This is a genomic window from Streptomyces sp. NPDC058246, assembly GCF_042881985.1.
In the GTDB taxonomy this organism is placed as follows: Bacteria; Actinomycetota; Actinomycetes; order Streptomycetales; family Streptomycetaceae; genus Streptomyces.
The window spans coordinates 195,779-217,816 of record NZ_JBHVWZ010000011.1 but is presented as its reverse complement, the minus strand read 5'-3'; the positions used below and the strand labels follow the sequence as shown (position 1 = coordinate 217,816).

Below are 22,038 nucleotides of genomic sequence, written 5' to 3'. Positions count from 1 at the left end.
CGAGGCCCCTGCGACCGGGACGGTCACAGGGGCCTCGCAGTGCGAAGTCGCTCAGCCCTTGCGGGACTTGATCTCGTCGGTGAGCTGCGGGACGACCTCGAAGAGGTCGCCGACCACGCCGTAGTCGACGAGGTCGAAGATCGGGGCCTCGGCGTCCTTGTTGATCGCCACGATCGTCTTCGACGTCTGCATACCGGCGCGGTGCTGGATCGCGCCGGAGATGCCCGAGGCGATGTACAGCTGCGGGGACACGGACTTACCGGTCTGGCCGACCTGGTTGGAGTGCGGGTACCAGCCGGCGTCGACCGCCGCGCGCGAGGCACCCACGGCCGCGCCGAGGGAGTCGGCGAGGCCCTCGATGATCGAGAAGTTCTCGGCGCCGTTGACGCCACGGCCGCCGGAGACCACGATCGCGGCCTCGGTCAGCTCGGGGCGGCCGGTCGACTCGCGCGGGGTGCGCGCGGTGACCTTGGTGCCGGTGGCCTTCTCCGAGAAGGAGACGGACAGCGCCTCGACCGCGCCTGCGGCCGGGGCGGCCTCCACGGGAGCCGAGTTCGGCTTGACCGTGATGACGGGGGTGCCCTTGGAGACACGGGACTTGGTGGTGAAGGAGGCGGCGAACGCGGACTGCGTGGCCACCGGACCCTCCGCACCTGCCTCCAGGTCGACGGCGTCGGTGATGATGCCGGCGCCGATGCGCACGGCGAGACGGGCGGCGATCTCCTTGGCCTCGGCGGAGGACGGGAGGAGGACGGCCGCCGGGGAGACGGCCTCGTAGGCGGCCTGCAGCGCTTCCACCTTCGGTACGACCAGGTAGTCGGCGTACTCGGCGGCGTCATGCGTGAGGACCTTCACCGCGCCGTGCTCGGCGAGCGCGGCGGCGGTGTTCTCGGCACCGGAGCCGAGGGCGACGGCGACGGGCTCGCCGATGCGGCGGGCCAGCGTCAGCAGCTCCAGGGTGGGCTTGCGGACGGCACCGTCCACGTGGTCGACGTAGACGAGAACTTCAGCCATGGGATTGCTCTCCTGCAAAGTGTGAAGTCTGAGGGGCGGTCAGCGAGAAGGGCCTTAGATGAACTTCTGGCCCGCGAGGAACTCAGCGAGCTGCTTGCCGCCCTCGCCCTCGTCCTTGACGATCGTGCCGGCGGTGCGCGCCGGGCGCTCGGCCGCGGAGTCGACCTTGGTCCAGGCACCCTCGAGGCCGACCTCGTCCGCCTCGATCTCCAGGTCCTCCAGGTCCCAGGACTCCACCGGCTTCTTCTTGGCGGCCATGATGCCCTTGAAGGAGGGGTAACGCGCCTCACCCGACTGGTCGGTGACCGACACGACGGCCGGGAGGGAGGCCTCGAGCTGCTCGGAGGCGGTGTCGCCGTCACGGCGGCCCTTGACGACGCCGTCCGCGACCGAGACCTCGGAGAGCAGCGTGACCTGCGGGACGCCCAGGCGCTCGGCCAGCAGCGCCGGAACGATACCGGCCGTGCCGTCGGTGGAGGCCATGCCGGAGATGACCAGGTCGAAACCGGCCTTCTCGATCGCCTTGGCCAGCACCAGCGAGGTGCCGATGGCGTCGGTGCCGTGCAGGTCGTCGTCCTCGACGTGGATGGCCTTGTCCGCGCCCATGGACAGCGCCTTGCGCAGCGCGTCCTTGGCGTCCTCGGGGCCGACGGTCAGCACGGTGATCTCGGCGTCGTCGGCGTCCTCGGCGATCTGCAGCGCCTGCTCCACCGCGTATTCGTCGAGCTCCGAGAGCAGACCGTCCACGTCGTCACGGTCGACGGTCAGGTCATCGGCGAAGTGCCGGTCGCCAGTGGCGTCGGGCACGTACTTCACAGTGACAACGATCCTCAAGCTCACGCCGGCTCTCCTACTGCATCGTCATTTCTGGGCTGCCTTCTTTCAGGCAGCATAGGCGCCTGAAGCGGCCGATCCCGGTCGGGGCGGCCAGCGCTCCGAACGAAATATTACTCGTCAGTACACCCATTGAATGCCCACTAAGCAAGCGCTTTGAACTGTGACCTTGGCAACGCTGCGTAACCGACGAGTAGGACCGGGGAGGAAGGCCCCGCACCGCCGGGGAGCTTCAGTCGCGCAGGCCGTTGAAGCGCCCCTGGTGGTACAGGAGCGGGCGGCCCGCCCCCGAGGGGTCGCCGAGGACGACCTCGGCCAGCACGATGCGGTGGTCGCCGGCGGGCACGCGCGCGACGACCCGGCAGACCAGCCAGGCGAGGACGTCGTCCAGGACCGGAACGCCTTCGGGCCCTTTACGCCATCGGGTGGGCGCGCCGAAGCGGTCGGCGCCGCTCGTGGCGAAGGTGGCGGCCAGCTCCTGCTGGTGTTCGCCGAGTATGTGGACGCCGATGTGGTCGGACTCGGAGATCGCGGGCCAGCTGGAGGCGCCGAGGCCGATACCGAAGGAGACGACCGGCGGCTCGGCGGAGACCGAGGTGAGGGAGGTGGCGGTGAACCCGACGGGACCGCCGGCGCCAGGGGCCGTGATCACGGCGACACCGGCCGCGTGCCGCCGGAAGACGGAGCGCAGCAGGTCCGGCGAGGCGAGCTGAGGGGTACGGAGATCGGGCGTGGCCGTCATGGAGTTGTCCTTCTGCGGGGAGTGACGTGAGGTCCCCCCGCTCGGAAAAAGCCGCCGAGTGGGGGCGGGTCCGTGGCTGCTCAACAGCCCGGACACCGCGCACTCGCGGTGCGGGCCAGGTCCACGTGGACACGCTCGAAGAGAAGGAGTTCCGGGGGCATACGGTCAGGCTGACGATAGGTGGTGTGCACAGTCAAGTACGTCCTGGCAACTGGGAGATGCCTCACCATGATCGCCACGTGTCAGACGGCCTCTCCGAGCGCGGCGATCACATCCGCCTTGCGCGGCTGACCTGTGGCGCGCCGGACGACCCGTCCCTCCGCGTCGAGCACCAGCACGGTCGGCGTCTTCAGGATGTCGAGTTCGCGCACGAGCTCCAGGCGATCCTCGGCGTCGATCTCGATATGGGACACGCCCGGCACCATCTCGGCCACCTCGCCGAGGACCCTGCGCGTCGCCCGGCAGGGAGCGCAGAAGGCGCTGGAGAACTGGACGAGCGTGGCCCGTTCGCCGAGCCCCTCCCCCAACTCCGCCGCGCCGAGCCGCTTTCCGCCGTCGCGCCCGCGCACCCTCACCCTCCCGCTCCGCCGCTGATGCAGCACTCCGTACGCGCTCGCCACCGCGAGCACCGCCACACACACCAAAAGTCCGGTCATCATCTGCACAAGCATTCACGAGACCGCAAAGATTCCCGGGGCCGGGAATCGGCCTTCGTGCGGAATGCTTGGTTCATGGACATCGATGTGAGGGGGCCGCGGTTCGGAGCGGCCGTGACGACCGTGGCGCTGGCGGTCGTGCTGATCACCGGGAGCCCCTGGCTGCTGGCCTGGCAGACGCTGGCGTTCGCGCTGGGCGCGGCGGGTGGCGTGACGCGCTCCCCGTACGGCTGGCTGTTCCGCAAGGCCGTACGCCCCCGACTTGGGCCGCCGAAGGACTTCGAGGCGCCCGAACCGCCGCAGTTCGCGCAGGCGGTCGGGCTGGCGTTCGCCGTGGTGGGGCTGATCGGCTACACGGCCGGGCCGCAGTGGCTGGGGCTAGCGGCGACCGGCTGCGCGCTCGCGGCCGCGTTCCTCAATGCCGCGTTCGGGTACTGCTTGGGATGCGAGTTGTACCTGGTCGTACGACGCGTCACGGTACGGGCGGAGTAAAGGTGACTTAAGAGCCCGAGGTGGATCAAGTGGGTTACGTGACAAGGATCTCGCCGGATCACGGCACCAGGACTGGCCCCTCGTCCGTTCTTGGGGCACGATCTGCGCAATGCCGTAAACCTACGGCTGCGTAACTTTCCCGCCGGGAGACCCCATTCCCAGGCAGAGAGAAGGGTCCACCCCGTCCATGGCAGAGCTTGTCTACCGTCCCGTCGTCGGTTTCGCGCAACTGCTTTTCAAAGCGTGGGACCTCAAGATCGACTGCAAGGGGTCGGAGAACATTCCGCGCTCGGGCGGTGCCGTGCTGGTCAGCAATCACATCAGCTATCTGGACTTCGTCTTCGACGGTCTGGCCGCACTGCCGCAAAAACGCCTGGTGCGTTTCATGGCGAAGGAGTCGGTCTTCCGGCACAAGATCTCCGGCCCGCTGATGCGGGGCATGAAGCACATCCCGGTGGACCGCACGCAGGGCGAGACGGCGTACGCGCACGCTCTGCAGTCGCTGCGCTCCGGCGAGATCGTCGGCGTCTTCCCCGAGGCGACCATCTCGCAGTCCTTCACGCTGAAGAGCTTCAAGTCGGGTGCCGCGCGCATGGCCCAGGAGGCCGGCGTCCCGCTGATCCCGGTGGCTCTGTGGGGCACCCAGCGGCTGTGGACCAAGGGCCACCCGCGCAACTTCAAGCGCAGCCACACCCCGGTCACCATCCGGGTCGGCGAGCCGGTGGAGGCGCCTCAGGACCAGTACGCGGGCGCCATCACACGGCGGCTGCGCGGGCGCGTCCAGGAGCTCCTGGAAGCCGCACAGCGCGCCTATCCCGTACGCCCCAAGGGCGCGGACGACACCTGGTGGATGCCCGCCCACCTCGGCGGCACGGCCCCGACCCCCGAAGAGGTGAAGGCGGCAGAGGCCCGGCGCTGAGCCCTCACGTCCGGCGCGACCCCGGTCCGCCGATTCGTCACGTCCGGCGCGACTCCGGTCCACCGAATCGTCGTATCCGCCGCGGCCGGGTCTGCCGAATCGTCACTCCGGGGCGTGCACGGTGAGCTGAGCCCCGGGGCTGAACTTCGCCAATAGCTCGGCGAGTTCGGCGCCGGCGGTCTCGACCTCGGCGACCGGCATGGGGGCCAGGCTTTCCAGCAGGAAGATCGCGGCGGTGGATTCCTCGGTGAGCCGGGTGCGGGGGCCCTGGCGCCAGTTCCAGCGGCGGCAGGTCACACCCATGTCGTCGCACCACACCACCTCGCCCGCGTCGGGATGTTCGACCACCTTCTCGCCACCCGCGACGGTCACGAAGTCCTCGGCGCCCGTGGCGCGTACGAGTCGCATCGCGCCCTGGATGTGAGCGGTGTCCTCACCGCCGACCGGGATCAGATGGGCGACGCTGATCGCGTTGTAGACGTCGACGAGGACATTGATCCGGGGCAGGCCGGCGTCCGAGAGGGCGCGCTTGGCCAGCGCCTCAGCGGAGTTGCGGGTCCGTGAGGGCTTGGACCCGAACGCGGTGTAGACGTCCCGCCAGGCCGCCATGTGCGAGTCCTCGTGCGGAGGCCGGCCGTCCAGTCGTACGGCCAGTCGGCGGGCCGCGTCGTCGAGCAGCGCCGAAGTCGCTTCGGTGCTGGGCCCGTTGACCAGTCCGTACGCCTCGATGGCGACGTGGGTGAAGCCGGGCGCGAGGGCGCGCACCTCATCCGACACGGTGAGCGTGAGAGTCATTGTCCGCCTTGCCTGCCTTGCCTCAGAGTGCGGTGGGGAGCGTCGTCCACAGGGACGGCCGGTCCGGTGCCTCCTGGAGGGCGCGCAGAACGGCCGGGTGAGGTTCAGCATAGAGCACCGGGTAGTCCATCTCACTGGACTCCGGGTCGGGGATCCAGGCCAGCCGCTCGCCGTCGAGCGAGAACCGGGCGTCGACGCCGGGCTTGTTCCCACGGCAGTCCTGTCGGTGCCAGGCCCCGTTGAACCGGACGGCGACCAGGCCGTGCACGGCACGCCCGCTTCCGTCGTCGTGCAGCAGCGACTGGTAGCAGAGGGCGGTCGGGATGTCCTCGGCCCGCAGCAGCGCGGCCAGCGCGTGCGCCTTGGCGTGACAGATGCCGGTGCGCCACTCCAGGACGTCGGAGGCGCGCCAGGTGACACGGAGGTCACCGGCGTCCTGCGAGTGCGGAATGGTGTCGCGCACGAACTCGTACGCGGCTTGCGCATAGGCATACGAATCCGCCACACCCTTGGCGAGGTGCGCGGCCGCCTCCCGGACGACCGGGTGTTCATGGTCGATGACCTCGTCGGCGGCCAAGTAGGCGGACAGGTCAGGGGTTTCCTGGATGAGCTCCATGTCCGCAGAGCATAGGAATACGACCGACCGAGCGTCAATGACTTTTCGGTCGGCCGTATATCTATGCACAAGTGCCTGGGTTGCCGTCCCACTCGGGCTAGTGGTGGGCCATCTCTTCCTTGAGCGCCGCCAGGAAGCCGTCGACGTCGTCCTCGGTCGTGTCGAAGGAGCACATCCAGCGGACGTCGCCCGCGGCCTCGTCCCAGAAGTAGAAGCGGTAACGCTTCTGCAGCCGCTCGCTCACCTCGTGCGGCAGCCGCGCGAAGACCGCGTTGGCCTGGACCGGGTAGAGGATCTCCACGCCGTGTACCGCGCGGACGCCCTCGGCGAGCCGCTGGGCCATCTCGTTGGCGTGCCGGGCGTTGCGCAGCCACAGGTCCTTGGCGAGCAGTGCCTCCAGCTGCACGGAGACGAAGCGCATCTTGGAGGCCAGCTGCATCGACAGCTTGCGCAGATGCTTCATGTGGCTGACGGCGTCCTGGTTCAGGACCACGACGGCCTCACCGAACAGCGCGCCGTTCTTCGTCCCGCCCAGGGAGAGGATGTCGACGCCGACCGCGTTGGTGAACGTCCGCATCGGGACGTCCAGGGAGGCGGCGGCGTTGGATATCCGGGAGCCGTCCAGGTGCACCTTCATGCCGTGCGCGTGGGCGTGCTCGCAGATCGCGCGGATCTCCTCTGGCGTGTACAGGGTGCCCAGTTCGGTGCTCTGGGTGATCGAGACGACCTGCGGCATCGCGCGGTGCTCGTCGTCCCAGCCGTACGCCTGCCGGTCGATCAGCTCGGGGGTGAGCTTCCCGTCCGGCGTGGGAACCGTGAGCAGCTTGAGGCCGCCCATGCGCTCGGGCGCGCCGCCCTCGTCCACGTTGATGTGCGCGCTCTCCGCGCAGATCACCGCGCCCCAGCGGTCGGTGACCGCCTGGAGCGCGACCACGTTCGCCCCGGTGCCGTTGAAGACCGGGAAGGCCTCGGCCGTGGCACCGAAGTGGCTGCGGATGATCTGCTGGAGATTCGCCGTGTAGTCGTCCTCGCCGTACGCGACCTGGTGTCCGCCGTTGGCCAGGGCCACGGCGGCGAGCACCTCGGGGTGGGTCCCCGCGTAGTTGTCGCTGGCGAAGCCGCGGACGGCCGGGTCGTGGTGACGCCGGGCGTCGGTCTTCGGAGGGTTCACGGCTTCTCGGTCAGCCACAGACGTTTTCCGTTCACTTCACCGGCGGGCTGGTCCCAGACGCCGGCGATGGACTCGGCCAGATCCTTGACGTCCGTGAAGCCCGCGAACTTCGCATTCGGGCGCTCGGCGCGCATGGCGTCGTGCACCAGTGCCTTGACCACCAGGATGGCAGCCGCGGACGTCGGACCGTCCGCGCCCCCGGCCTTGCGGAAGAAGTCGGCCATGGCCAGCGTCCACGCCTCGGCGGCGGCCTTGCCCGCGGCGTAGGCGGCGTTGCCCGCGGTGGGCTTGCTCGCGCCCTCCGCGCTGATCAGGACGTACCGGCCGCGGTCGCTGCGCTGCAACGCCTCGTGGAAGGCGAGGGTGGTGTGCTGCACGGTGCGGATGAGCAGCAGCTCCAGGAAGTCCCAGTCGTCGAGGCTCGTCTTGGTGAAGGTCTCGCTGCCGCGCCAGCCGCCGACGAGGTGGACCAGGCCGTCGACGCGGCCGAAGTCCTTCTCGATGCGGGTGGCCCAGTCACGGGTCGACTGCAGGTCGAGCAGGTCGACCGTGTCGCCTACGACGGTGGCGCCGCCGTGCCCGTAGCGGGCGGCGTCCACGGCCTCCGCGAGCCGCTCGGGGTCGTTGTCCGAGCCGACGACGGTCGCGCCCGCGTCGGCGAGCCGGGCGAGTGTCGCGCGCCCGGCGGGTCCACCCGCGCCGGCCACCGCGATCACCGCACCGCTGAGAGCTCCGTTGCCCGTCATCTTCGCCTCCTGAGCGTCCTGGACGCGGGCGCTCACGCGGCGACCCGCTCGGCGCCGGCCGCGGTGATGCCCTTGGTGGAGGCGATCACGTTCTTCAGCTTCTTGGAGAGCGCCTCATAGAACATGCTCAGCGGAAACTCGTCCGGAAGCACGTCGTCGACGAGCTTGCGCGGGGGCTGGGTCAGGTCGAGGGCGTCCGGACCCTTGGCCCAGCGGGAGCCGGGGTGCGGGGCGAGGTAGGTGGAGACCAGCTCGTACGCCTTGAACCAGTGGACGAGCTTGGGGCGGTCGATGCCGGCCCGGTAGAGGTCCTCGATCTCGGCGCAGAGCTGGTTGGTGACCTGCGGGGCACGCTGCCAGTCGATGTGCAGCTTGTTGTCCGTCCAGCGGACGACGTCGTGCTTGTGCAGGTAGGCGAAGAGGAGCTGGCCGCCGAGGCCGTCGTAGTTGCGGACGCGGTCGCCGGTGACGGGGAAGCGGAACATCCGGTCGAAGAGCACCGCGTACTGCACGTCACGGCCCTGCGGGAAGCCGTCGGCCTCCAGCTTCACGGCCTCCTTGAAGGCGGTGAGGTCGCAGCGCAGCTCCTCCAGGCCGTACATCCAGAACGGCTGGCGCTGCTTGATCATGAACGGGTCGAACGGCAGGTCGCCGTGGCTGTGGGTGCGGTCGTGGACCATGTCCCACAGCACGAAGGCCTGCTCGCAGCGCTCCTGGTCGTGGACCATGGCGGCGATGTCCTCGGGCAGCTCCAGGCCCAGCGTGTCCACGGCGGCGTCGGTGACGGCGCGGAAGCGGGCCGCCTCGCGGTCGCAGAAGATGCCGCCCCAGGAGAAGCGCTCGGGCGCCTCGCGCACGGCGATGGTCTCCGGGAAGAGCACGGCCGAATTGGTGTCGTAGCCCGCGGTGAAGTCCTCGAAACGGATACCGCAGAAGAGCGGATTGTCGTAGCGGGTGCGCTCCAGTTCGGCCAGCCAGTCCGGCCACACCATGCGCAGGACGACCGCTTCGACGTTGCGGTTCGGATTGCCGTTCTGCGTGTACATCGGGAAGACGACCAGGTGCTGGAGGCCGTCCTCGCGGTGCGCGGCCGGCTGGAAGGCCAGCAGCGAGTCGAGGAAGTCGGGCACCTGGAAGCCGCCGTCGGCCCAGCGGCGCAGATCCTTCACGAGCGCCTCGTGGTACGCCGCGTCGTGCGGCAGCAGCGGGGCGAGCTGCTCGATCGCGTCTATGGCACGGCGCACGGCCAGCTCGGCGTCGGACGCGTCGGGGGCACCCTCCGCCTCGAAGTCGATGGAGCCGTCCTTGGCCTGCCAGGGCCGGATCTCCTCCACGGCATCCTTGAGCACGGGCCATGCCGGGTGCTCCACCACCCTGGCCACGGGAGGAACCCGCTCCTCCGTACCCGCCTGCACAAGAATTTCCGTCATGTCCCATCCTCCACTGGAGAACCTCGCGTATGGACACCGTATGTAAACGAGGTTCCTTCCCGCAAGAGGAGACTCGGGAGATTATCCTGCACAACCCCCGCTTCCACCGCTCTTTTTCCTGCCGGGCACCGTGGAGGCGATTACTTCCGCTACGCGCCGCTGGGCGGCACGGGCGTCCGCGAGGAGCTCGGGGAAGCCGAAGAAGCCGTGGAACATGGCCGGATAGTGACCCTCGGTGACCGATATACCCGATTTGCTCAGCTTCACGGCGTACGCCCGCCCCTCCTCGCAGAGGAGGTCGAACCCCGCGGTGACGATGTGGGCGGGCGGCAGACCGTGTGGATCGGCCAGGAGAGGCGAGGCATACGGGTGCGCCCGGTCGCCGTCGGTGCCGAAGTACTGCTCGGCGAACCAGCGGCCGTGGGCCGCCGTGAGGAAGTAACCGGTGCCCTGCCGGCCGGAGGTGCCGGTGCCGGAGGGGCCTCCGCCGGATGCGCTGGTGCCGGAGGGACCTCCGCCGGATGCGCCGCTGCCGGACGAGCCTCCACCGGATGCACTGGTGCCGGACGGCCCTCCACCGGACGCGCTTCCACCGGATGCACTGCCGCCGGACGCCCCTCCACCGGACGCCCCTCCACCGGACGCCCCTCCACCGGATGCGCCAGCGCCGGATGCGTCCTGGTGAGGTGCCCCGCCCCGCTGCCGTGGGCGGACGTCGGTCGCCGGGTAGACGAGCACCTGCAGCGCGAGCGCGGGGCCGCCCCGGTCGCGGGCGATCAGTGCGGCGACGGCCGCGAGGGTTCCGCCGGCGCTGTCGCCCGCGACCACCAACGCGCCCGGATCCCCGCCCAGTTCGCCGACGTGCTCGGCGGCCCAGCACACCGCGGCGTACGCGTCGTCGACGGCCGCGGGGAATCGGGCCTCGGGTGCGAGCCGGTAGTCGACCGACACGACGACCGCGCCGGCGTCCCGGCACAGGGCACGCGCGATGGGGTCGTGGGTGTCCAGGCCGCCGATGACCCAGCCGCCGCCGTGGAAGAAGACGACGGTGGGGCGGGGTAGGGGTGACCGCGTCGGCTCCGGCGTCGGCTCCGGGCCGGGGTTCGGGTCCGACGCCGGTGGAGAGAGGTCCGACATCGGTGGATGGAGGTCCGACGTCGGTCGATGGAGGTCCGACGTCGGTCGATAGATCCGCAGGGGAATGTCCGGGGCGCCCGTCGGCCCCGCTATCGCCCGGTCCTCGACCGAGCCCACGGTCGGCGGCTCGAAAGGCCACTCCGGTGCGGCGGCGAGGATGCGGCGGGCCTCGGCCGCGTCGGTGACGGCTCCCCCGAGGTCCGGGAAGTGGGCCCGGATGGCGTCGATGAGGGCGAGGACGTCGGGCGCGGGTTCGATGGGCATCGCGGCACTCTCCAAGGCGAGCGGGTGAACTTCCTTGCCGGAACAGGAATATGACTAGCCATCAGGCTGCCAAGGGGCAAGAGTCGTGGCCCTCGGTCAACCGGCCCAGGACTCGCCCACCCCAGAGTGACCCGTCACGGGGTCCCGAGGCGGGTCTCCCCTTGCCCGGCGCCGCCATTGACCCGCGTACGAGCGGGTACATCGCAGACGGGGGCCATTAGGCTGCGGCCTTGCCGCGTGGACGCCCCGGTCGGACCACCACGCGCGAGCCGAGCCGCCGTCGACGGAAGCGAGTCGCATCTTGAACTTCCTCACCATCGGTCACCGCGGAGTGATGGGTGTCGAGCCCGAGAACACCCTCCGTTCCTTCGTCGCCGCCCAGCAGGCGGGCCTCGACCTGATCGAACTCGATCTGCACCTGAGCAAGGACGGCGCCCTCGTCGTCATGCACGACGCCGAAGTGGACCGTACGACCGACGGTTCGGGGCCGATCGCCGAGAAGACGCTCTCCGAGCTGCGCGCGCTGGACGCTGGGCGCGGTGAGCGCGTGCCCGTCTTCGAGGAGGTCCTGGACGCCGTCACGACGCCGTTGCAGGCCGAGATCAAGGATCTGGCCGCGGCCAGGGCGCTGGCGGAGGTCATGCACCAGCGGGATCTGGTCGGGCGGGTGGAAGTGTCGTCGTTCCACGACGAGGCGATCGCCGAGGTCGCCCGGCTGGTGCCGGGCGTCCGCACCGCGCTGATCGCGAGCCGGTACGGAGTCGATGTCGTGGAGCGCGCCACCGAAGCCGGCGCCGGGACCGTCTGCCTCAACATCCGCAGGCTGACCCTGGAGGTCGTCGAGCAGGCCCGCAAGGCCGACCTGCGGATCATCGGCTGGGTGGTGAACACTCTGGGCCAGCTGCGGCTGGTGCGTGCCCTGGAGCTGGACGGCGCGACCACCGACTACCCCGAGATCAAGCGCACCGGCCGCTTCACCGCGTGAAAACCACACGCGGCGCGCCGCACCACGTGAGCGCCACAGCAAGGGCCCCGCACCGCGCGGGCGTCACGCCAGGGGCTTGACCAGCAGTTCGAACTGCAGGTCGTCGCGCTGCGGAATGCCGAAGCGCTCGTCGCCGTACGGGAACGGCGTCATCTTTCCCGTACGGCGGTAGCCGCGCCGCTCGTACCAGGCGATGAGGTCGTCGCGTACGGAGATCACGGTCATGTGCATCTCCGTGGCGCCCCAGGTCTCGCGGGCCGTCCGCTCGGCCTCCGCGATGATCACCTTGCCGAGGCCGCCGCCCTGGAGGGTGGGGCTGACCGCGAACATGCCGAAGTAGGCGTGGGCGCCGCGGTGCTCGAGCTGGCAGCAGGCGATGACCGCACCGTCCCGCTCGACGGTCAGCAGCCGGCTGTCGGGGGACTTGATGACGGCGAGCACGCCCTCCGGGTCGGTCCGCTGTCCGTCGAGGATGTCCGCCTCCGTGGTCCAGCCGGTCCGGCTGGAGTCCCCGCGGTAGGCCGACTCGATCAGCGCGACCAAGGCGTCCACGTCGCTGTCGGTGGCGTCGCGGAAGGTCAGTCCGGTGGCGGCGGCGGTGTCCATGGAGCGGTTCTCCGTTCAGTGGCGCGGCTCGGGCACCGACGAGCCTAACCCTCCTCTAGGGTGCGGCTGCATGGTGCATGTACTGAGCAGCCGGACCCTCTTGCGACCCACCGACCCGGAGCGCTCGCGCCGTTTCTACGGGGAGCAGCTGGGCCTCGACGTCTACCGCGAGTTCGGTACGGGCCCCGAGCGCGGGACCGTGTACTTCCTCGGCGGCGGCTTCCTGGAGGTCGCCGGGCGCTGCGAGACGCCGCCCTCCCCCGCGCTCAAGCTGTGGCTCCAGGTCGCGGACGCTTCCGCGGCGTACGAGGAGCTGACGGCCGCCGGTGTCGAGGTGCTGCGGCCGCCGGTGAAGGAGCCGTGGGGGCTGATCGAGATGTGGCTCGCGGATCCGGACGGGACGGAGATCGTGGTCGTGGAGGTCCCGGAGGATCATCCGCTGCGCTACCGGCCCTGAGGGATGCGTCCGCCCCCGCGCCGCGTACCGCCTCGGACATCCTCCGCCGGGTGCGCCTTCGGACAACCCCGCGGACATATCTGAACTCCGTTCATCAAAGGTGAGACTTGTTCAGGAAATGACATTTGCCGGGATTACCACTCGGCAAACAATGCCCTTAACCCCGTACGCCCCTTACTGACGCGTATTCAGAAGGAGCCAAATCCGGCCCTTCCGATGGAATTAACAATTCCACATCCACTGGCGGATAGAATGGATCAACCATGGCCCATCACGGGGCACCCGCAAGCTCCGGCAGGGACTTCGGAGCAGGGGAGGGCAAGTGGAGAAGCCGTTGCGCTTCAAGATTCTCGGTCCGCTCGGCGTGCTCGCGGACGACGGACAGGTGAAGGTGGGCGGGCCGCGCCACCGGACCATTCTGGCGCTCTTGTTGCTCAATCCGGAGCGGACCGTCTCGGTCGACAAGCTGGTCGACGCGGTCTGGGGAGACCAACCGCCCGCCACCGCACGTACACAGGTATCGATTTGCATAGCCGCCTTGCGCAAATCATTCAGGAAAGCTGGAATCACCGAGGAAGTCATCGTCACCGCACATCCCGGATATCTCCTCCGCGCGACCGGACATCGGCTGGACAGCCTCGAATTCTCGGCGCTCGTGTCGAGTGCCGAGCGAGCCGTCCAGGAGAAGCGGCTGTCCGACGCCGCCCGGCATTACGAAGAGGCGCTGCGGCTGTGGCAGGGCCCGGCGCTGGCCGGGGTGACCGGCGCCGCCGTGGAGGACGAGGCACGGCGCCTGGAGGAGTTACGTCTCAACACCTATGACGACGCGATCGCCGTCGAGCTGGAACTCGGCCACCACCAGAGAATCATTCCGGAGCTCGACGCCACAGTGCGCGCGCATCCCATGCGTGAGCGCACCCGGCTCCATCTGATCACCGCGCAGTACCGTTCCGGCCGCCGCGCCGAGGCCATGGAGACGTTCCGTCTCGGGCGCCGTCTGTTCATCAATGAACTCGGGCTCGAACCGGGACCCGCGCTACGCGAGTTGCACGACGCGATCCTGCACGACGACGTGGAACCGGCGGCGGGCGAGCGGGAGCCCGCCGCGGCGGAGCGCGAGCGGCCCCGCGACCCGGTGGGCAAGCCGTTCGAACTTCCCCCGGACGTGCCGGGGTTCACCGGCCGCGTACGGGAGATGGCGCTGCTGGACGCCCTGCTGGAGCGTACCGACGAGGTGCGCGGGCCGACGGCCGGGCTCATCACGGGAGTCGGCGGACTCGGCAAGACCTGCCTGGCGGTGCACTGGGCGCACAGCGTCTCCGCGCACTTCCCCGACGGTCACCTCTTCGCCGATCTGCGCGGTTACGACGACAACCATGAGCCGGCGCCCGTCGGCGAGGTCCTCGGCCGCTTCCTGCGCTCGCTGGGCGTACCGGGCGACCGGATCCCGATGGGTGTCGAGGAGCGGGCCTCGCTGTATCGCAGCATCCTGGCCGAGCGGCGGGTGCTCGTGGTGCTCGACAACGTGCACTCCTATCCGCACATCGTGCCGCTGCTGCCGAGCAGCCCGGGCTGCTGTGTGCTGATCACCAGCCGGGAGCAGCTCGCAGCGCTGGTCGCCTGGCCGCCGCAGTGCCGGGTGCAGCTGGGCCGGCTGACCGGGCCCGAGGCGGTGGGGCTGCTCAGTCGCATCGTGGGTGAGCGGCGCGTCGCCGACGATCCCGCGTCCGTCGCCAGGGTCGCCGAACTGTGCGACCGGCTGCCGCTGGCCCTGCGGATCGCCGGGGCCCGGCTCGCCGCCAAGCCGCACTGGACGGTGGCGCGACTCGTCTCGCTGCTCAGCGACGAACGCCGTCGGCTGGACGAGCTGAGCGAGGGCGAGTCGCAGGTCAGAGCGGGCTTCGCGCTGAGCTATCGGTGCCTGAGCGATGAAGCCGCGCGGCTCTACCGCCTCCTCGGGCTCCTCGAAGTGCCGGACTTCGCGCCCTGGTTGGGCGCCGCGCTCGTCGACGCGGATCCGGCGACGGCGGAGCGGCTCCTGGAGCAGTTGGTGGACGCCCAGTTCCTGGACGTGACCGGCGCGGACGCGCGAGGCCGGCCGCGCTACCGCTTCCAGAACCTGCTGCGCCTGTACGCCCATGAGCGCACCCACGCCGAGGAGTCCGAGCCGGAGCGGCGGGCGGCCCGCGAACGGGTCTTCCGCTCCGCGCTGTCCCTGGCGGAGCTGGCCCACCGGCGTTTCTACGGAGGCGACTTCAGCATCATCCACGGCACGGCCCCGCGCCGCCCGGTGCCCGACGAGGCCGCCGCCGAGCTGTCGGCCCGGCCGCTGGAGTGGCTGGAGGCGGAGCGGCACACCCTGTCCGCGGTGGTGGAGCAGGCGGCGGAGCTCGGCCTGGACGAACTGGCCTGGGATCTGACCATGTCCACGGTGGTGCTCTTCGAGACCCGGGACCACACCGACGACTGGCGTGCCTGCGCCGAGCGCGCCCTCGCCGCGGCGCGGACCGCCGGGAACGTCCGCGGGCAGGCCGCGATGCTGCACATCCTGGGCGCGCTGGAGATGCGGCTGCGGCGCTTCCCGGAGGCCGACGACCGCTTCGCCACCGCGCTGGCCCTGCACACCCGGGCCGGCGAGCGGCACGGGCGGGCGCTGGTGCTGCGGAGCATGGCGATGATCGACGAGATGCGCGGCGAGCTGACCCGGGCGATGAGCCGCAGTACCGAGGCGCTGGAGGTCTTCCGCGAGGTGGGCGACCTCTCCTCGGAGGCCCATGTCCTCAACAACATGGCGCAGATCGAGCTGGACCGCGGTCAGGTCGACCGGGCGGCCGAGCTGGGCCGGGAGTCCGTGCGGGTCGCGGAGGCCATCGGGGCGGGCGGCACGCGCAGTCTGGCCCTCGCCACGCACCGGCTGGGGCGGGTGCTGGTGGCCCAGGGCCGTTTCGCGCGGGCCGAGGAGACCCTGCTGCGCATGGTGCGGATCGTGCAGGACAACTCCGACACGCTGGGGCTCGCGCACGGGCTGCTGGCGCTCGGGGAGGCGCGCCTCGGGGCGGGCCGCTGGGAACAGGCCCGGATGACGCTGACGCAGGCCCTCGACGCGGCGGTCCAGGTCAGCAATCCGCTGGTGGAGGGGAAGATCAAGCTGGCGCTGGGCGAAGCGTGCGGGACGTGCGGTCATCGTGCCCGCGCGCTGCACCATCTGACGGAGGCCCGGGAGTGCTTCGCCCGTATCGATGTGAAGCCCTGGCTCGAGCGGGTCGACCGGGCCCTCGAAGGGCTGGCGGGCGAAAGGGCCCAGGCGCATCCCCCGGCGCAGCCGTCCACGTCGGCACATGCGTCGCCGGACCGTGCGAGCACGGCGCGGGCGGCGGCAGCGGCCTCCGGGCGACGCCGCTGAGGGGTGAGGTGAGGTGATGGGCCCGGCTGACGGCGCCGTCGGGCGGGGCGGCTCGGAGTGACCGCGCCGTCCGGCGAGGCGGTACGTCGAAGTGAGCGCGCCACCGGGCGAGGCGGTACCGCCGGGTGAGGCGGTACCGCCGGGTGAGGCCGGGCGTCGGGTGAGGCCGGGCGTCGGAGCGACGGCGGAGTGTGGGACGAAGGCGGATCGATAGTGGTCCGAAGTCGCCGGTCCCTAGTTTCGATTGCGAACGAAAGGGACGACGCCGGCGGGCGCCGTCCCCTCGCACGCACCCGCACCCGCACCCGCACCCGCTACGGCAACACACTCAGGAGTGGTCATGCAGAACATCTGGAGCACGACGATCGGGCGGATAGTCACAGTCTGGTTCATCGCGCTCTGCGCGCTCGGCGCGGCCGGTTCCCTGGCCACCGCCGGCACCGCCGCCGGCCCGGCGGGTACGACGGCCGTCAGCCCCGACGAAGAGGACTGGCACTGAGGTATCCGCCGCCGACCGGCCGGTCCGGCTCCGCCACCGCGGAGCCGGACCTCCGTCGGCCTGATTCAGGCCCGACGCCGAGCGGCCGGCAACGCTGTCATCAGTGCGCGGCTGTGGACCGTTCCCGTTCGCGATGTGCAGTCGCGAGGGATTCGGCGAAGAGCAGGATCAGTTCGTGGAAGCGGTACAGCGGACGGCCGAGGCGGTCGACGCCACAGATGTCCAGCAGCGCCGCGTCCACGAGGTGTTCCAGGCTCTCCTCCGCCGCCGACTCGGGCTCGGCGAGATGCCGGGCAGCGCGCTGGGCGGGGAAGGGCTCCGTGCCGATCCCCGCCAGGCGCACGAGCGTACGCCCGGCCGGTCTGGGCAGCTGCCGCAAGGACGGAAGCAGCGCACGGCGCAACTCCAGCCCGCCGTACGAGAGTTCACGCAGCCGGTGTTCGGGGTCGGCGAGCCGGGCGGCCAGCCAGGAGACCGGCCAGTGCGGTCGCGCGGCCAGTCGGCTCCCCGCGATGCGCACCGCGAGCGGCAGCCCTCCGCAGTGGGCGAGGACCTGGTTCGTGGCGTCGGGCTCGGCGAGCAGCCGCCTGCGGCCGACGCCGGCGGCGAGCAACTCGTATGAATTGTCCCGCTCGAACGGGGTCAGGACGGTGGTGCGTGCCTGGGCCACCCTGGTCAGTCGGGCGCGACCGGTGATGAGGACGGCGGACGCGTCGGACCCCGGCAGCAGCAGGTCGAGCTCTCTGCTGTCGACGGCGCCGTCGAGGACCACGAGCAGCCGCCTGCGCGCCGTGCGGGTGCGGTAGCGGCGGATCAGTTCGTCGAGGTCGGCGCTGCGGCCGGTACCGTCGACCGGTGCGCCCAGAGCGCCCAGCAGGACGGTCAGGACCTCGGCCAGCCTCTTGGGACGGCCGTCGGGGTGGGCCAGTTCGGCGAAGAGCTGGCCGTCGGGGAAGTGCGCGGCACTGCGGTGCGCGGCCCGTACCGCGAGCGCCGTCTTGCCGACCCCCGCCATGCCGGTCACCAGCAGGGCGCGCGGCCCGCCGCCCTTGCGGGACTCGGCCAACTGCCCGCAGAGGGCCGCCAGTTCCTCCTCACGGCCGATGAAGTCCTCGATGTCCGGCGGCAGCGTGGCCGGGCGGGGCTCGTACGGGTCGTAGGCATCCCCGTCCGCGTACGCCGCCGAGAGCGTCGTACGGGCCGGGGCTCCGCTTCTGGCCCCAAGGCTGCCCACGAGGACGGCCTGGTAGGTGGCGCCGAGGGCTTCGCCGGGCTCGATGCCCAGCTGTTCGTCGAGGACCTTGCGGCCCTCGTGGTAGGTGTTCAGCGCGTCGGCCTGCTGGCCGCAGCGGTAGAAGGCCGTCATGAGCTGGGCGCGCAGCTTCTCGCGCAGCGGGAACTCGGCGACCAGGCCGGTGAGTTCGGCGGTGAGCTGCTCGTGCCGGCCGAGCTCCAGGTCCGCCTCGACGCGGCTCTCGAGGGCGTGCAGCCGCTGCTCCTCGAGACGGGCCAGCTCGGCCCCCGCCAGATACTCCGTCACATTGCCGAGCGCGGCCCCGCGCCACAGCCCGAGCGCCCGGCTCAGCAGGGTGCTGGCCTCCCGATGGCGCCCGCGACTCAGGGCCGTACGGCCCTCCCGGTCCAGCTGTTCGAACTCCAGGAGGTCGATCGTGCTGTGCGGCGCCCGCAGCACGTACCCCGGCGGGCGCCGGTCGATCTCGACGTCGTCGCCCAGCAGTTTGCGCAGGCGCGACATGTAGGTGTAGATCTGCGCTCCGGCCGTGGCGGGCGGCTCCCACCCCCACAGCATGGAGCTCAGCCGTTCGTCGGACACGACGCGCCCCCGGGCGAGCAACAGGCTCGCGAGGACCGTGTGCACCTTGGATCCGGACAGTGCGATTCTTTCGCCACCCTTGCGGGCTTCCACCGGGCCGAGGACTTGGAAGTCCATTCGGCACCCCCCGTTCTGACATCTGCGGAACTTGGCTCGGTGGAGAAACTATGAAGGACCGTTATTCCTGCGTTATCCGTCGCCTTCTTTGGCTTACCGGTGCCTTGCGCTAGGCGGAAATGATCCTTCCGAGCGAGGCGGCGACAGCCCGGTGGAGCTGCTTGCCGTTGTCCGAGTTCGTCATGACGACGCAGCCGGTACCGGAGCGCAGGAGGAGCGAGGTCAGCGCGCGGAAACCGGCGGTCTGGCCACCGTGGCCGAACTCGGGCTCCCCCGGTGTGCCGTCGACCACCGTGCCCAAACCGTAGAAACTGCCCGGAAACGCCTCTGCGAGCATGACGCCCGCGAGCCGCGCGGACAACAGTTCGGACAGGCCTCGGTGGGCGCGGCGCAGCGCCGCGGCGAAGACGGCCAGGTCGGCGGGCGTGGACCACAGACCGCTGCCCGCCCGGACCGGACGCACCCGATGGCCGCCGGACAGTTCGCGCCCGTGCTGGTCGTGTCCCGCCGCGGCGTCCGGGGCGCCGGGTGCCCCGAAGGCGCTGTCCCGCATGCCGAGCGGCTGGAACACGAGCTCGTGGACGGCCTTGTCGAAGTCCCGGCCCGTGACATCGGCCAGAAGCTGTTCCACGACCGCCCACTGGGCGCCGTCCTTGCGGAACAGGGAGCCCGGCTCGTGCTCCGCCCGGACCTCGTCCAGGATGCCGGCGAGGTCCGGCATGGCCTCGTCGGGACGCCACCAAGTGGCCTGACCGCCCACCAGGCCCGAGGTGTTGGACAGACACTGGCGCAGCGTGACGGCCCGGCCGCCGGTCGGCTTCGGCAGCGTACGGCCGATGAGCAGTCCGTCCAGGTCCGTGTCGAGGCCGACGACGCCGCGATCGACCAGGCGGAGCGCGGCGTACGCCGTGATGTGCTTGCTGATCGAGCCCGCCTGGAAGCGGGTGCGCAGCGTGACCGGCGCGCCCGTCTCGGTGGAGCGGACGCCGTAGGCGTGGACGCCGACGGGTTCGCCGTCCCGCAGGAGCGCGACGGCGGCGCCCGGGATCCGGTGCTCCGCCATGACCTGGGCGACTTCGGCCGAGGAGAGGGCGCGGCTGAGGGCGCGGCTGTCGGCTGTCGTCGTCATCGGTGGCGTCTTCCTGGTCGTCTTTCCGGTCTGTGTCTTTCCGGTGTCTGTCTTTCCGGTCTGTGTCTTTCCGGTGTCTGTCTTTCCGGTCTGTGTCTTTCCGGTGTCTGTCTTTCCGGTCTGCGTCTCTCCGGTCCTCCGCTCCGTCTGTGTCTCTCCGGTCTGCGTCTTTCTGGTCCTCCGCTCCGTCTGTGTCTCTCCGGTCCTCTGTTCCGTCGCGACCTGGGTCTCTCCGGTCGTCCGGCGCGTCGCATCGAGGGCGTCGGCCAGTTCCTCGATGGTGCCGTTGTCCAGAAGCATCCGCAGGGTGATGCCGAGCCCCGCGCGGCGGGCCGCCGCGAGGACGTGGACGATCCGCATGGAGTCGGCGCCGAGATCGGCCAGCCGGTCCCGTACGCCCACGTCCGGGACCCCCAGCACCTCGGCGCAGACGTCGGCCATCAGTCGCTCGGTGGGGGTGCGGGGAGCAACGTACGCCCGGTCGGCGAGCAGCGCGGAACGGCCGGGGGCGGGAAGTGCCTTGCGGTCGATCTTTCCGGCCGCGTTGAGGGGCAGTTCGTCGAGGAGGACGAAGGCGGCGGGCACCATGTAGGCGGGCAGTTCCTCCGCGAGACCGCCGCGCAACGCCTCCTGGTCCAGGCCCGACGCCCGGTCCGCGGCGACGTACGCGGCCAGCCACTTCTCGCCGCCGGCGTCCTCACGGACCACGACGACGGCGTCGCGGACACCCTCCCGGGTCAGCAACCGCTCCTCGATCTCGCCCAGTTCGATGCGGTAGCCGCGGATCTTCACCTGGTGGTCCTCGCGGCCCAGGTACTCCAGCTCACCGTCCACGCGGTACCGGGCGAGGTCGCCGGTCCGGTACATACGGGAGCCCGGAGTCCCGCCGAACGGCTCGGGCAGGAACCGTTCGCCGGTGAGCGCGGGGCGTCCCACATAGCCGCGGGCCACACCTGCGCCGCCCAGATACAGTTCGCCGACCACACCCACCGGGACGGGTTGCAGCGCCGCGTCGAGCACATAGGCCCGCATGTTGTGGATCGGCCGGCCGATCGGCACGGTGTCCACGTCGGGCTCGACCTCCCAGCCGGTGGCCCAGATGGTGGTCTCGGTCGGACCGTACAGGTCGACAAGGCGGTCCACCTGCGCGTGCAACTCCCGGGCGAGGGGCGGCGGGCAGGCCTCGCCGGTCGTGATCGCGGTGACCGGACGGCGCTCGAACCCCGCCGCCCGCAGCAGCTTCCACCCGGCCGGGGTGGCCTGCACATGGGTCACACCACGGCCGTCGATCAGCTCGAGCAGCGCTCCGGAGTCGCCCGCCTGGCCGTCACCGGCGAGCACGATCCGGCCACCGGTGATCAGCGGCAGGTACAGCTCCGCCGCCGAGATGTCGAACGACAGCGAAGTCGCCGCCAGCCAGGTGTGTTCGGGCCCGGACGTGAAGCGCTCCCGCATCGAGTACAGCAGGTTCAGCAGGGAGCGGTGCGCGATCTGCACTCCCTTGGGGCGGCCGGTGGAACCGGAGGTGAAGAGGGTGTAGGCAAGGCTGTGCTGGAGGCCGTCCGCCGGACCGAGGTCCGGGACGGAGTCGCGCTGCCGTGCGATGGCGTCCTGCTCGCGATCCAGATCCAGGAGGGCGCCGTCGTAGTCGCCGCCGTCCGGGCGTACGCGGCCGGGGGCGCCCCCGCGTTCCCCCTGGGAGTCGCCGCCGATCCGGTCCGTCAGTTCCCTCTCCGTGACCACCAGCCGGGCGCCCGCCGCGCGCAGCATGTAGGCGAGCCGGTCGCGCGGCAGCGCGGGGTCCAGCGGGAGATGGGAACCGCCCGCCTTCCAGATGCCGAGGAGCACGGGCAGCAGGCCCCGGCGGCGGCGCAGCAGCACGCCGACCACCGACTCGGGCCCCACGCCCGCCGCACGCAGCCGGTGCGCCACACGGTTGGCCTGCCGGTCGAGGTCGCCGTACGTCAGGGTCCCGTCCGCCGCCTCGACGGCCACGGTGTCCGGGCGGGCGGCGGCGGTGTCCGCGAACACCTCGTGGACGCGCCGGGGTCCTTGTCGGGGGTTGCTCGTCCCTTGTCGGGGTGTGCTCGTCGCTTGTAGGGAGTTGCTCGCCCCTTCTCGGGGTGTGCTCGTCGCTTGTAGGGAGTTGCTCGCCCCTTCTCGAGGTGTGCTCGTCGCTTGTAGGGAGTTGC

General features: G+C 70.8%; 19 protein-coding genes and 1 pseudogene. 6 read left to right on the top strand and 14 right to left on the bottom strand.

Features of this window, described 5'->3' with window-relative positions; genetic code table 11:
- Window positions 1–51: 51 nt before the first annotated feature.
- From ACFVXA_RS18990 to ACFVXA_RS18975, 4 genes are all read right to left on the bottom strand, one after another.
- Window positions 52–1,014 (bottom strand): electron transfer flavoprotein subunit alpha/FixB family protein, encoded by a 963-nt coding sequence (locus tag ACFVXA_RS18990; RefSeq protein ID WP_383735562.1) that lies wholly within the window; start codon window positions 1,012–1,014, stop codon window positions 52–54.
- A gap of 54 nt (window positions 1,015–1,068) precedes the next feature.
- The gene (locus tag ACFVXA_RS18985; protein ID WP_390025692.1) at window positions 1,069–1,854 is read right to left on the bottom strand and encodes an electron transfer flavoprotein subunit beta/FixA family protein; all 786 of its coding nucleotides are present in this window, start codon (window positions 1,852–1,854) and stop codon (window positions 1,069–1,071) included.
- 226 nt (window positions 1,855–2,080) lie between these two features.
- Window positions 2,081–2,590, bottom strand: a complete 510-nt coding sequence (locus ACFVXA_RS18980; RefSeq protein WP_362015517.1) for a flavin reductase family protein — start codon at window positions 2,588–2,590, stop codon at window positions 2,081–2,083.
- A gap of 242 nt (window positions 2,591–2,832) precedes the next feature.
- On the bottom strand, window positions 2,833–3,246 hold the full coding sequence (locus ACFVXA_RS18975) for a thioredoxin family protein (protein WP_362015963.1): 414 nt from the start codon (window positions 3,244–3,246) through the stop codon (window positions 2,833–2,835).
- A 75-nt stretch (window positions 3,247–3,321) separates the two neighbouring features.
- Here ACFVXA_RS18975 and ACFVXA_RS18970 point away from each other — a divergent pair, with 75 nt between their 5' ends.
- Together ACFVXA_RS18970 and ACFVXA_RS18965 are read left to right on the top strand one after the other, a co-directional pair.
- A complete protein-coding gene (locus ACFVXA_RS18970) occupies window positions 3,322–3,738 on the top strand; it encodes a DUF4395 domain-containing protein (protein ID WP_389752906.1) in 417 nt (138 codons plus the stop codon).
- Between the two features lie 187 nt (window positions 3,739–3,925).
- Window positions 3,926–4,657, top strand: coding sequence for a lysophospholipid acyltransferase family protein (locus tag ACFVXA_RS18965; RefSeq protein ID WP_362015511.1), 732 nt, complete (start codon window positions 3,926–3,928; stop codon window positions 4,655–4,657).
- A gap of 102 nt (window positions 4,658–4,759) precedes the next feature.
- On the opposite strand, the gene ACFVXA_RS18960 is transcribed toward ACFVXA_RS18965, so the two are convergent.
- The 7 genes and pseudogenes from ACFVXA_RS18960 to ACFVXA_RS18930 all read right to left on the bottom strand — a co-directional run.
- On the bottom strand, window positions 4,760–5,452 hold the full coding sequence (locus tag ACFVXA_RS18960; RefSeq protein ID WP_383904699.1) for a B3/4 domain-containing protein: 693 nt from the start codon (window positions 5,450–5,452) through the stop codon (window positions 4,760–4,762).
- A gap of 22 nt (window positions 5,453–5,474) precedes the next feature.
- The gene (locus ACFVXA_RS18955; RefSeq protein ID WP_390025690.1) at window positions 5,475–6,068 is read right to left on the bottom strand and encodes a transglutaminase domain-containing protein; all 594 of its coding nucleotides are present in this window, start codon (window positions 6,066–6,068) and stop codon (window positions 5,475–5,477) included.
- A 97-nt stretch (window positions 6,069–6,165) separates the two neighbouring features.
- The gene (locus tag ACFVXA_RS18950) at window positions 6,166–7,239 is read right to left on the bottom strand and encodes a low specificity L-threonine aldolase (RefSeq protein ID WP_362015506.1); all 1,074 of its coding nucleotides are present in this window, start codon (window positions 7,237–7,239) and stop codon (window positions 6,166–6,168) included.
- Entirely contained in the window at window positions 7,236–7,985 is a 750-nt protein-coding gene (locus tag ACFVXA_RS18945) for an SDR family NAD(P)-dependent oxidoreductase (RefSeq protein WP_362015503.1), read from the bottom strand. The genes ACFVXA_RS18950 and ACFVXA_RS18945 overlap by 4 nt, the downstream gene beginning before the upstream one ends.
- A 32-nt stretch (window positions 7,986–8,017) precedes the next feature.
- Complete coding sequence (locus ACFVXA_RS18940; protein WP_383735574.1) at window positions 8,018–9,415, bottom strand: DUF6421 family protein; 1,398 nt, start codon at window positions 9,413–9,415, stop codon at window positions 8,018–8,020.
- An 81-nt stretch (window positions 9,416–9,496) separates the two neighbouring features.
- Window positions 9,497–10,153 carry an alpha/beta hydrolase fold domain-containing protein gene (locus tag ACFVXA_RS18935; RefSeq protein ID WP_390025726.1) on the bottom strand — a complete coding sequence of 219 codons (657 nt, stop codon included), beginning with the start codon at window positions 10,151–10,153 and terminating at the stop codon, window positions 9,497–9,499.
- Window positions 10,130–10,513 (bottom strand): annotated as a pseudogene (locus ACFVXA_RS18930) (alpha/beta hydrolase); the annotation flags it as partial. The pseudogene ACFVXA_RS18930 and the gene ACFVXA_RS18935, both read right to left, overlap by 24 nt.
- Before the next feature lie 604 nt (window positions 10,514–11,117).
- Between ACFVXA_RS18930 and ACFVXA_RS18925 the strand changes: the two are divergent.
- Entirely contained in the window at window positions 11,118–11,801 is a 684-nt protein-coding gene (locus ACFVXA_RS18925) for a glycerophosphodiester phosphodiesterase family protein (protein WP_362015493.1), read from the top strand.
- 63 nt (window positions 11,802–11,864) lie between these two features.
- Here ACFVXA_RS18925 and ACFVXA_RS18920 read toward each other — a convergent pair whose 3' ends face one another.
- Entirely contained in the window at window positions 11,865–12,407 is a 543-nt protein-coding gene (locus ACFVXA_RS18920) for a GNAT family N-acetyltransferase (RefSeq protein WP_362015491.1), read from the bottom strand.
- A 70-nt stretch (window positions 12,408–12,477) separates the two neighbouring features.
- Between ACFVXA_RS18920 and ACFVXA_RS18915 the strand changes: the two genes are divergently transcribed.
- The 3 genes from ACFVXA_RS18915 (at window position 12,478) to ACFVXA_RS18905 (ending at window position 16,766) form a co-directional block, all read left to right on the top strand.
- Window positions 12,478–12,864, top strand: a complete 387-nt coding sequence (locus tag ACFVXA_RS18915) for a VOC family protein (protein ID WP_362015489.1) — start codon at window positions 12,478–12,480, stop codon at window positions 12,862–12,864.
- A 322-nt stretch (window positions 12,865–13,186) separates the two neighbouring features.
- Window positions 13,187–16,267: a BTAD domain-containing putative transcriptional regulator gene (locus tag ACFVXA_RS18910; protein WP_390025688.1), complete on the top strand. Its 3,081-nt coding sequence runs from the start codon at window positions 13,187–13,189 to the stop codon at window positions 16,265–16,267.
- Between the two features lie 340 nt (window positions 16,268–16,607).
- Window positions 16,608–16,766 (top strand): hypothetical protein, encoded by a 159-nt coding sequence (locus tag ACFVXA_RS18905; protein WP_384397836.1) that lies wholly within the window; start codon window positions 16,608–16,610, stop codon window positions 16,764–16,766.
- A gap of 100 nt (window positions 16,767–16,866) precedes the next feature.
- Here the strand turns inward: ACFVXA_RS18905 and ACFVXA_RS18900 are convergent, their stop codons facing one another.
- The gene (locus tag ACFVXA_RS18900) at window positions 16,867–18,717 is read right to left on the bottom strand and encodes a BTAD domain-containing putative transcriptional regulator (RefSeq protein ID WP_383904717.1); all 1,851 of its coding nucleotides are present in this window, start codon (window positions 18,715–18,717) and stop codon (window positions 16,867–16,869) included.
- Window positions 18,718–18,826: 109 nt separating this feature from the next.
- The gene (locus ACFVXA_RS18895) at window positions 18,827–21,877 is read right to left on the bottom strand and encodes an amino acid adenylation domain-containing protein (RefSeq protein ID WP_390025686.1); all 3,051 of its coding nucleotides are present in this window, start codon (window positions 21,875–21,877) and stop codon (window positions 18,827–18,829) included.
- Window positions 21,878–22,038: the final 161 nt, after the last annotated feature.

Coding starts and splice junctions, on each gene's coding strand:
- ACFVXA_RS18980 (WP_362015517.1), bottom strand. CDS start 2,590: ATGACGGCCACGCCCGATCTCCGTACCCCTCAGCTCGCCTCGCCGGAC.
- ACFVXA_RS18970 (WP_389752906.1), top strand. CDS start 3,322: ATGGACATCGATGTGAGGGGGCCGCGGTTCGGAGCGGCCGTGACGACC.
- ACFVXA_RS18905 (WP_384397836.1), top strand. CDS start 16,608: ATGCAGAACATCTGGAGCACGACGATCGGGCGGATAGTCACAGTCTGG.
- ACFVXA_RS18900 (WP_383904717.1), bottom strand. CDS start 18,717: ATGGACTTCCAAGTCCTCGGCCCGGTGGAAGCCCGCAAGGGTGGCGAA.
- ACFVXA_RS18990 (WP_383735562.1), bottom strand. CDS start 1,014: ATGGCTGAAGTTCTCGTCTACGTCGACCACGTGGACGGTGCCGTCCGC.
- ACFVXA_RS18945 (WP_362015503.1), bottom strand. CDS start 7,985: ATGACGGGCAACGGAGCTCTCAGCGGTGCGGTGATCGCGGTGGCCGGC.
- ACFVXA_RS18965 (WP_362015511.1), top strand. CDS start 3,926: ATGGCAGAGCTTGTCTACCGTCCCGTCGTCGGTTTCGCGCAACTGCTT.
- ACFVXA_RS18915 (WP_362015489.1), top strand. CDS start 12,478: ATGGTGCATGTACTGAGCAGCCGGACCCTCTTGCGACCCACCGACCCG.
- ACFVXA_RS18955 (WP_390025690.1), bottom strand. CDS start 6,068: ATGGAGCTCATCCAGGAAACCCCTGACCTGTCCGCCTACTTGGCCGCC.
- ACFVXA_RS18940 (WP_383735574.1), bottom strand. CDS start 9,415: ATGACGGAAATTCTTGTGCAGGCGGGTACGGAGGAGCGGGTTCCTCCC.
- ACFVXA_RS18960 (WP_383904699.1), bottom strand. CDS start 5,452: ATGACTCTCACGCTCACCGTGTCGGATGAGGTGCGCGCCCTCGCGCCC.
- ACFVXA_RS18975 (WP_362015963.1), bottom strand. CDS start 3,246: ATGACCGGACTTTTGGTGTGTGTGGCGGTGCTCGCGGTGGCGAGCGCG.
- ACFVXA_RS18920 (WP_362015491.1), bottom strand. CDS start 12,407: ATGGACACCGCCGCCGCCACCGGACTGACCTTCCGCGACGCCACCGAC.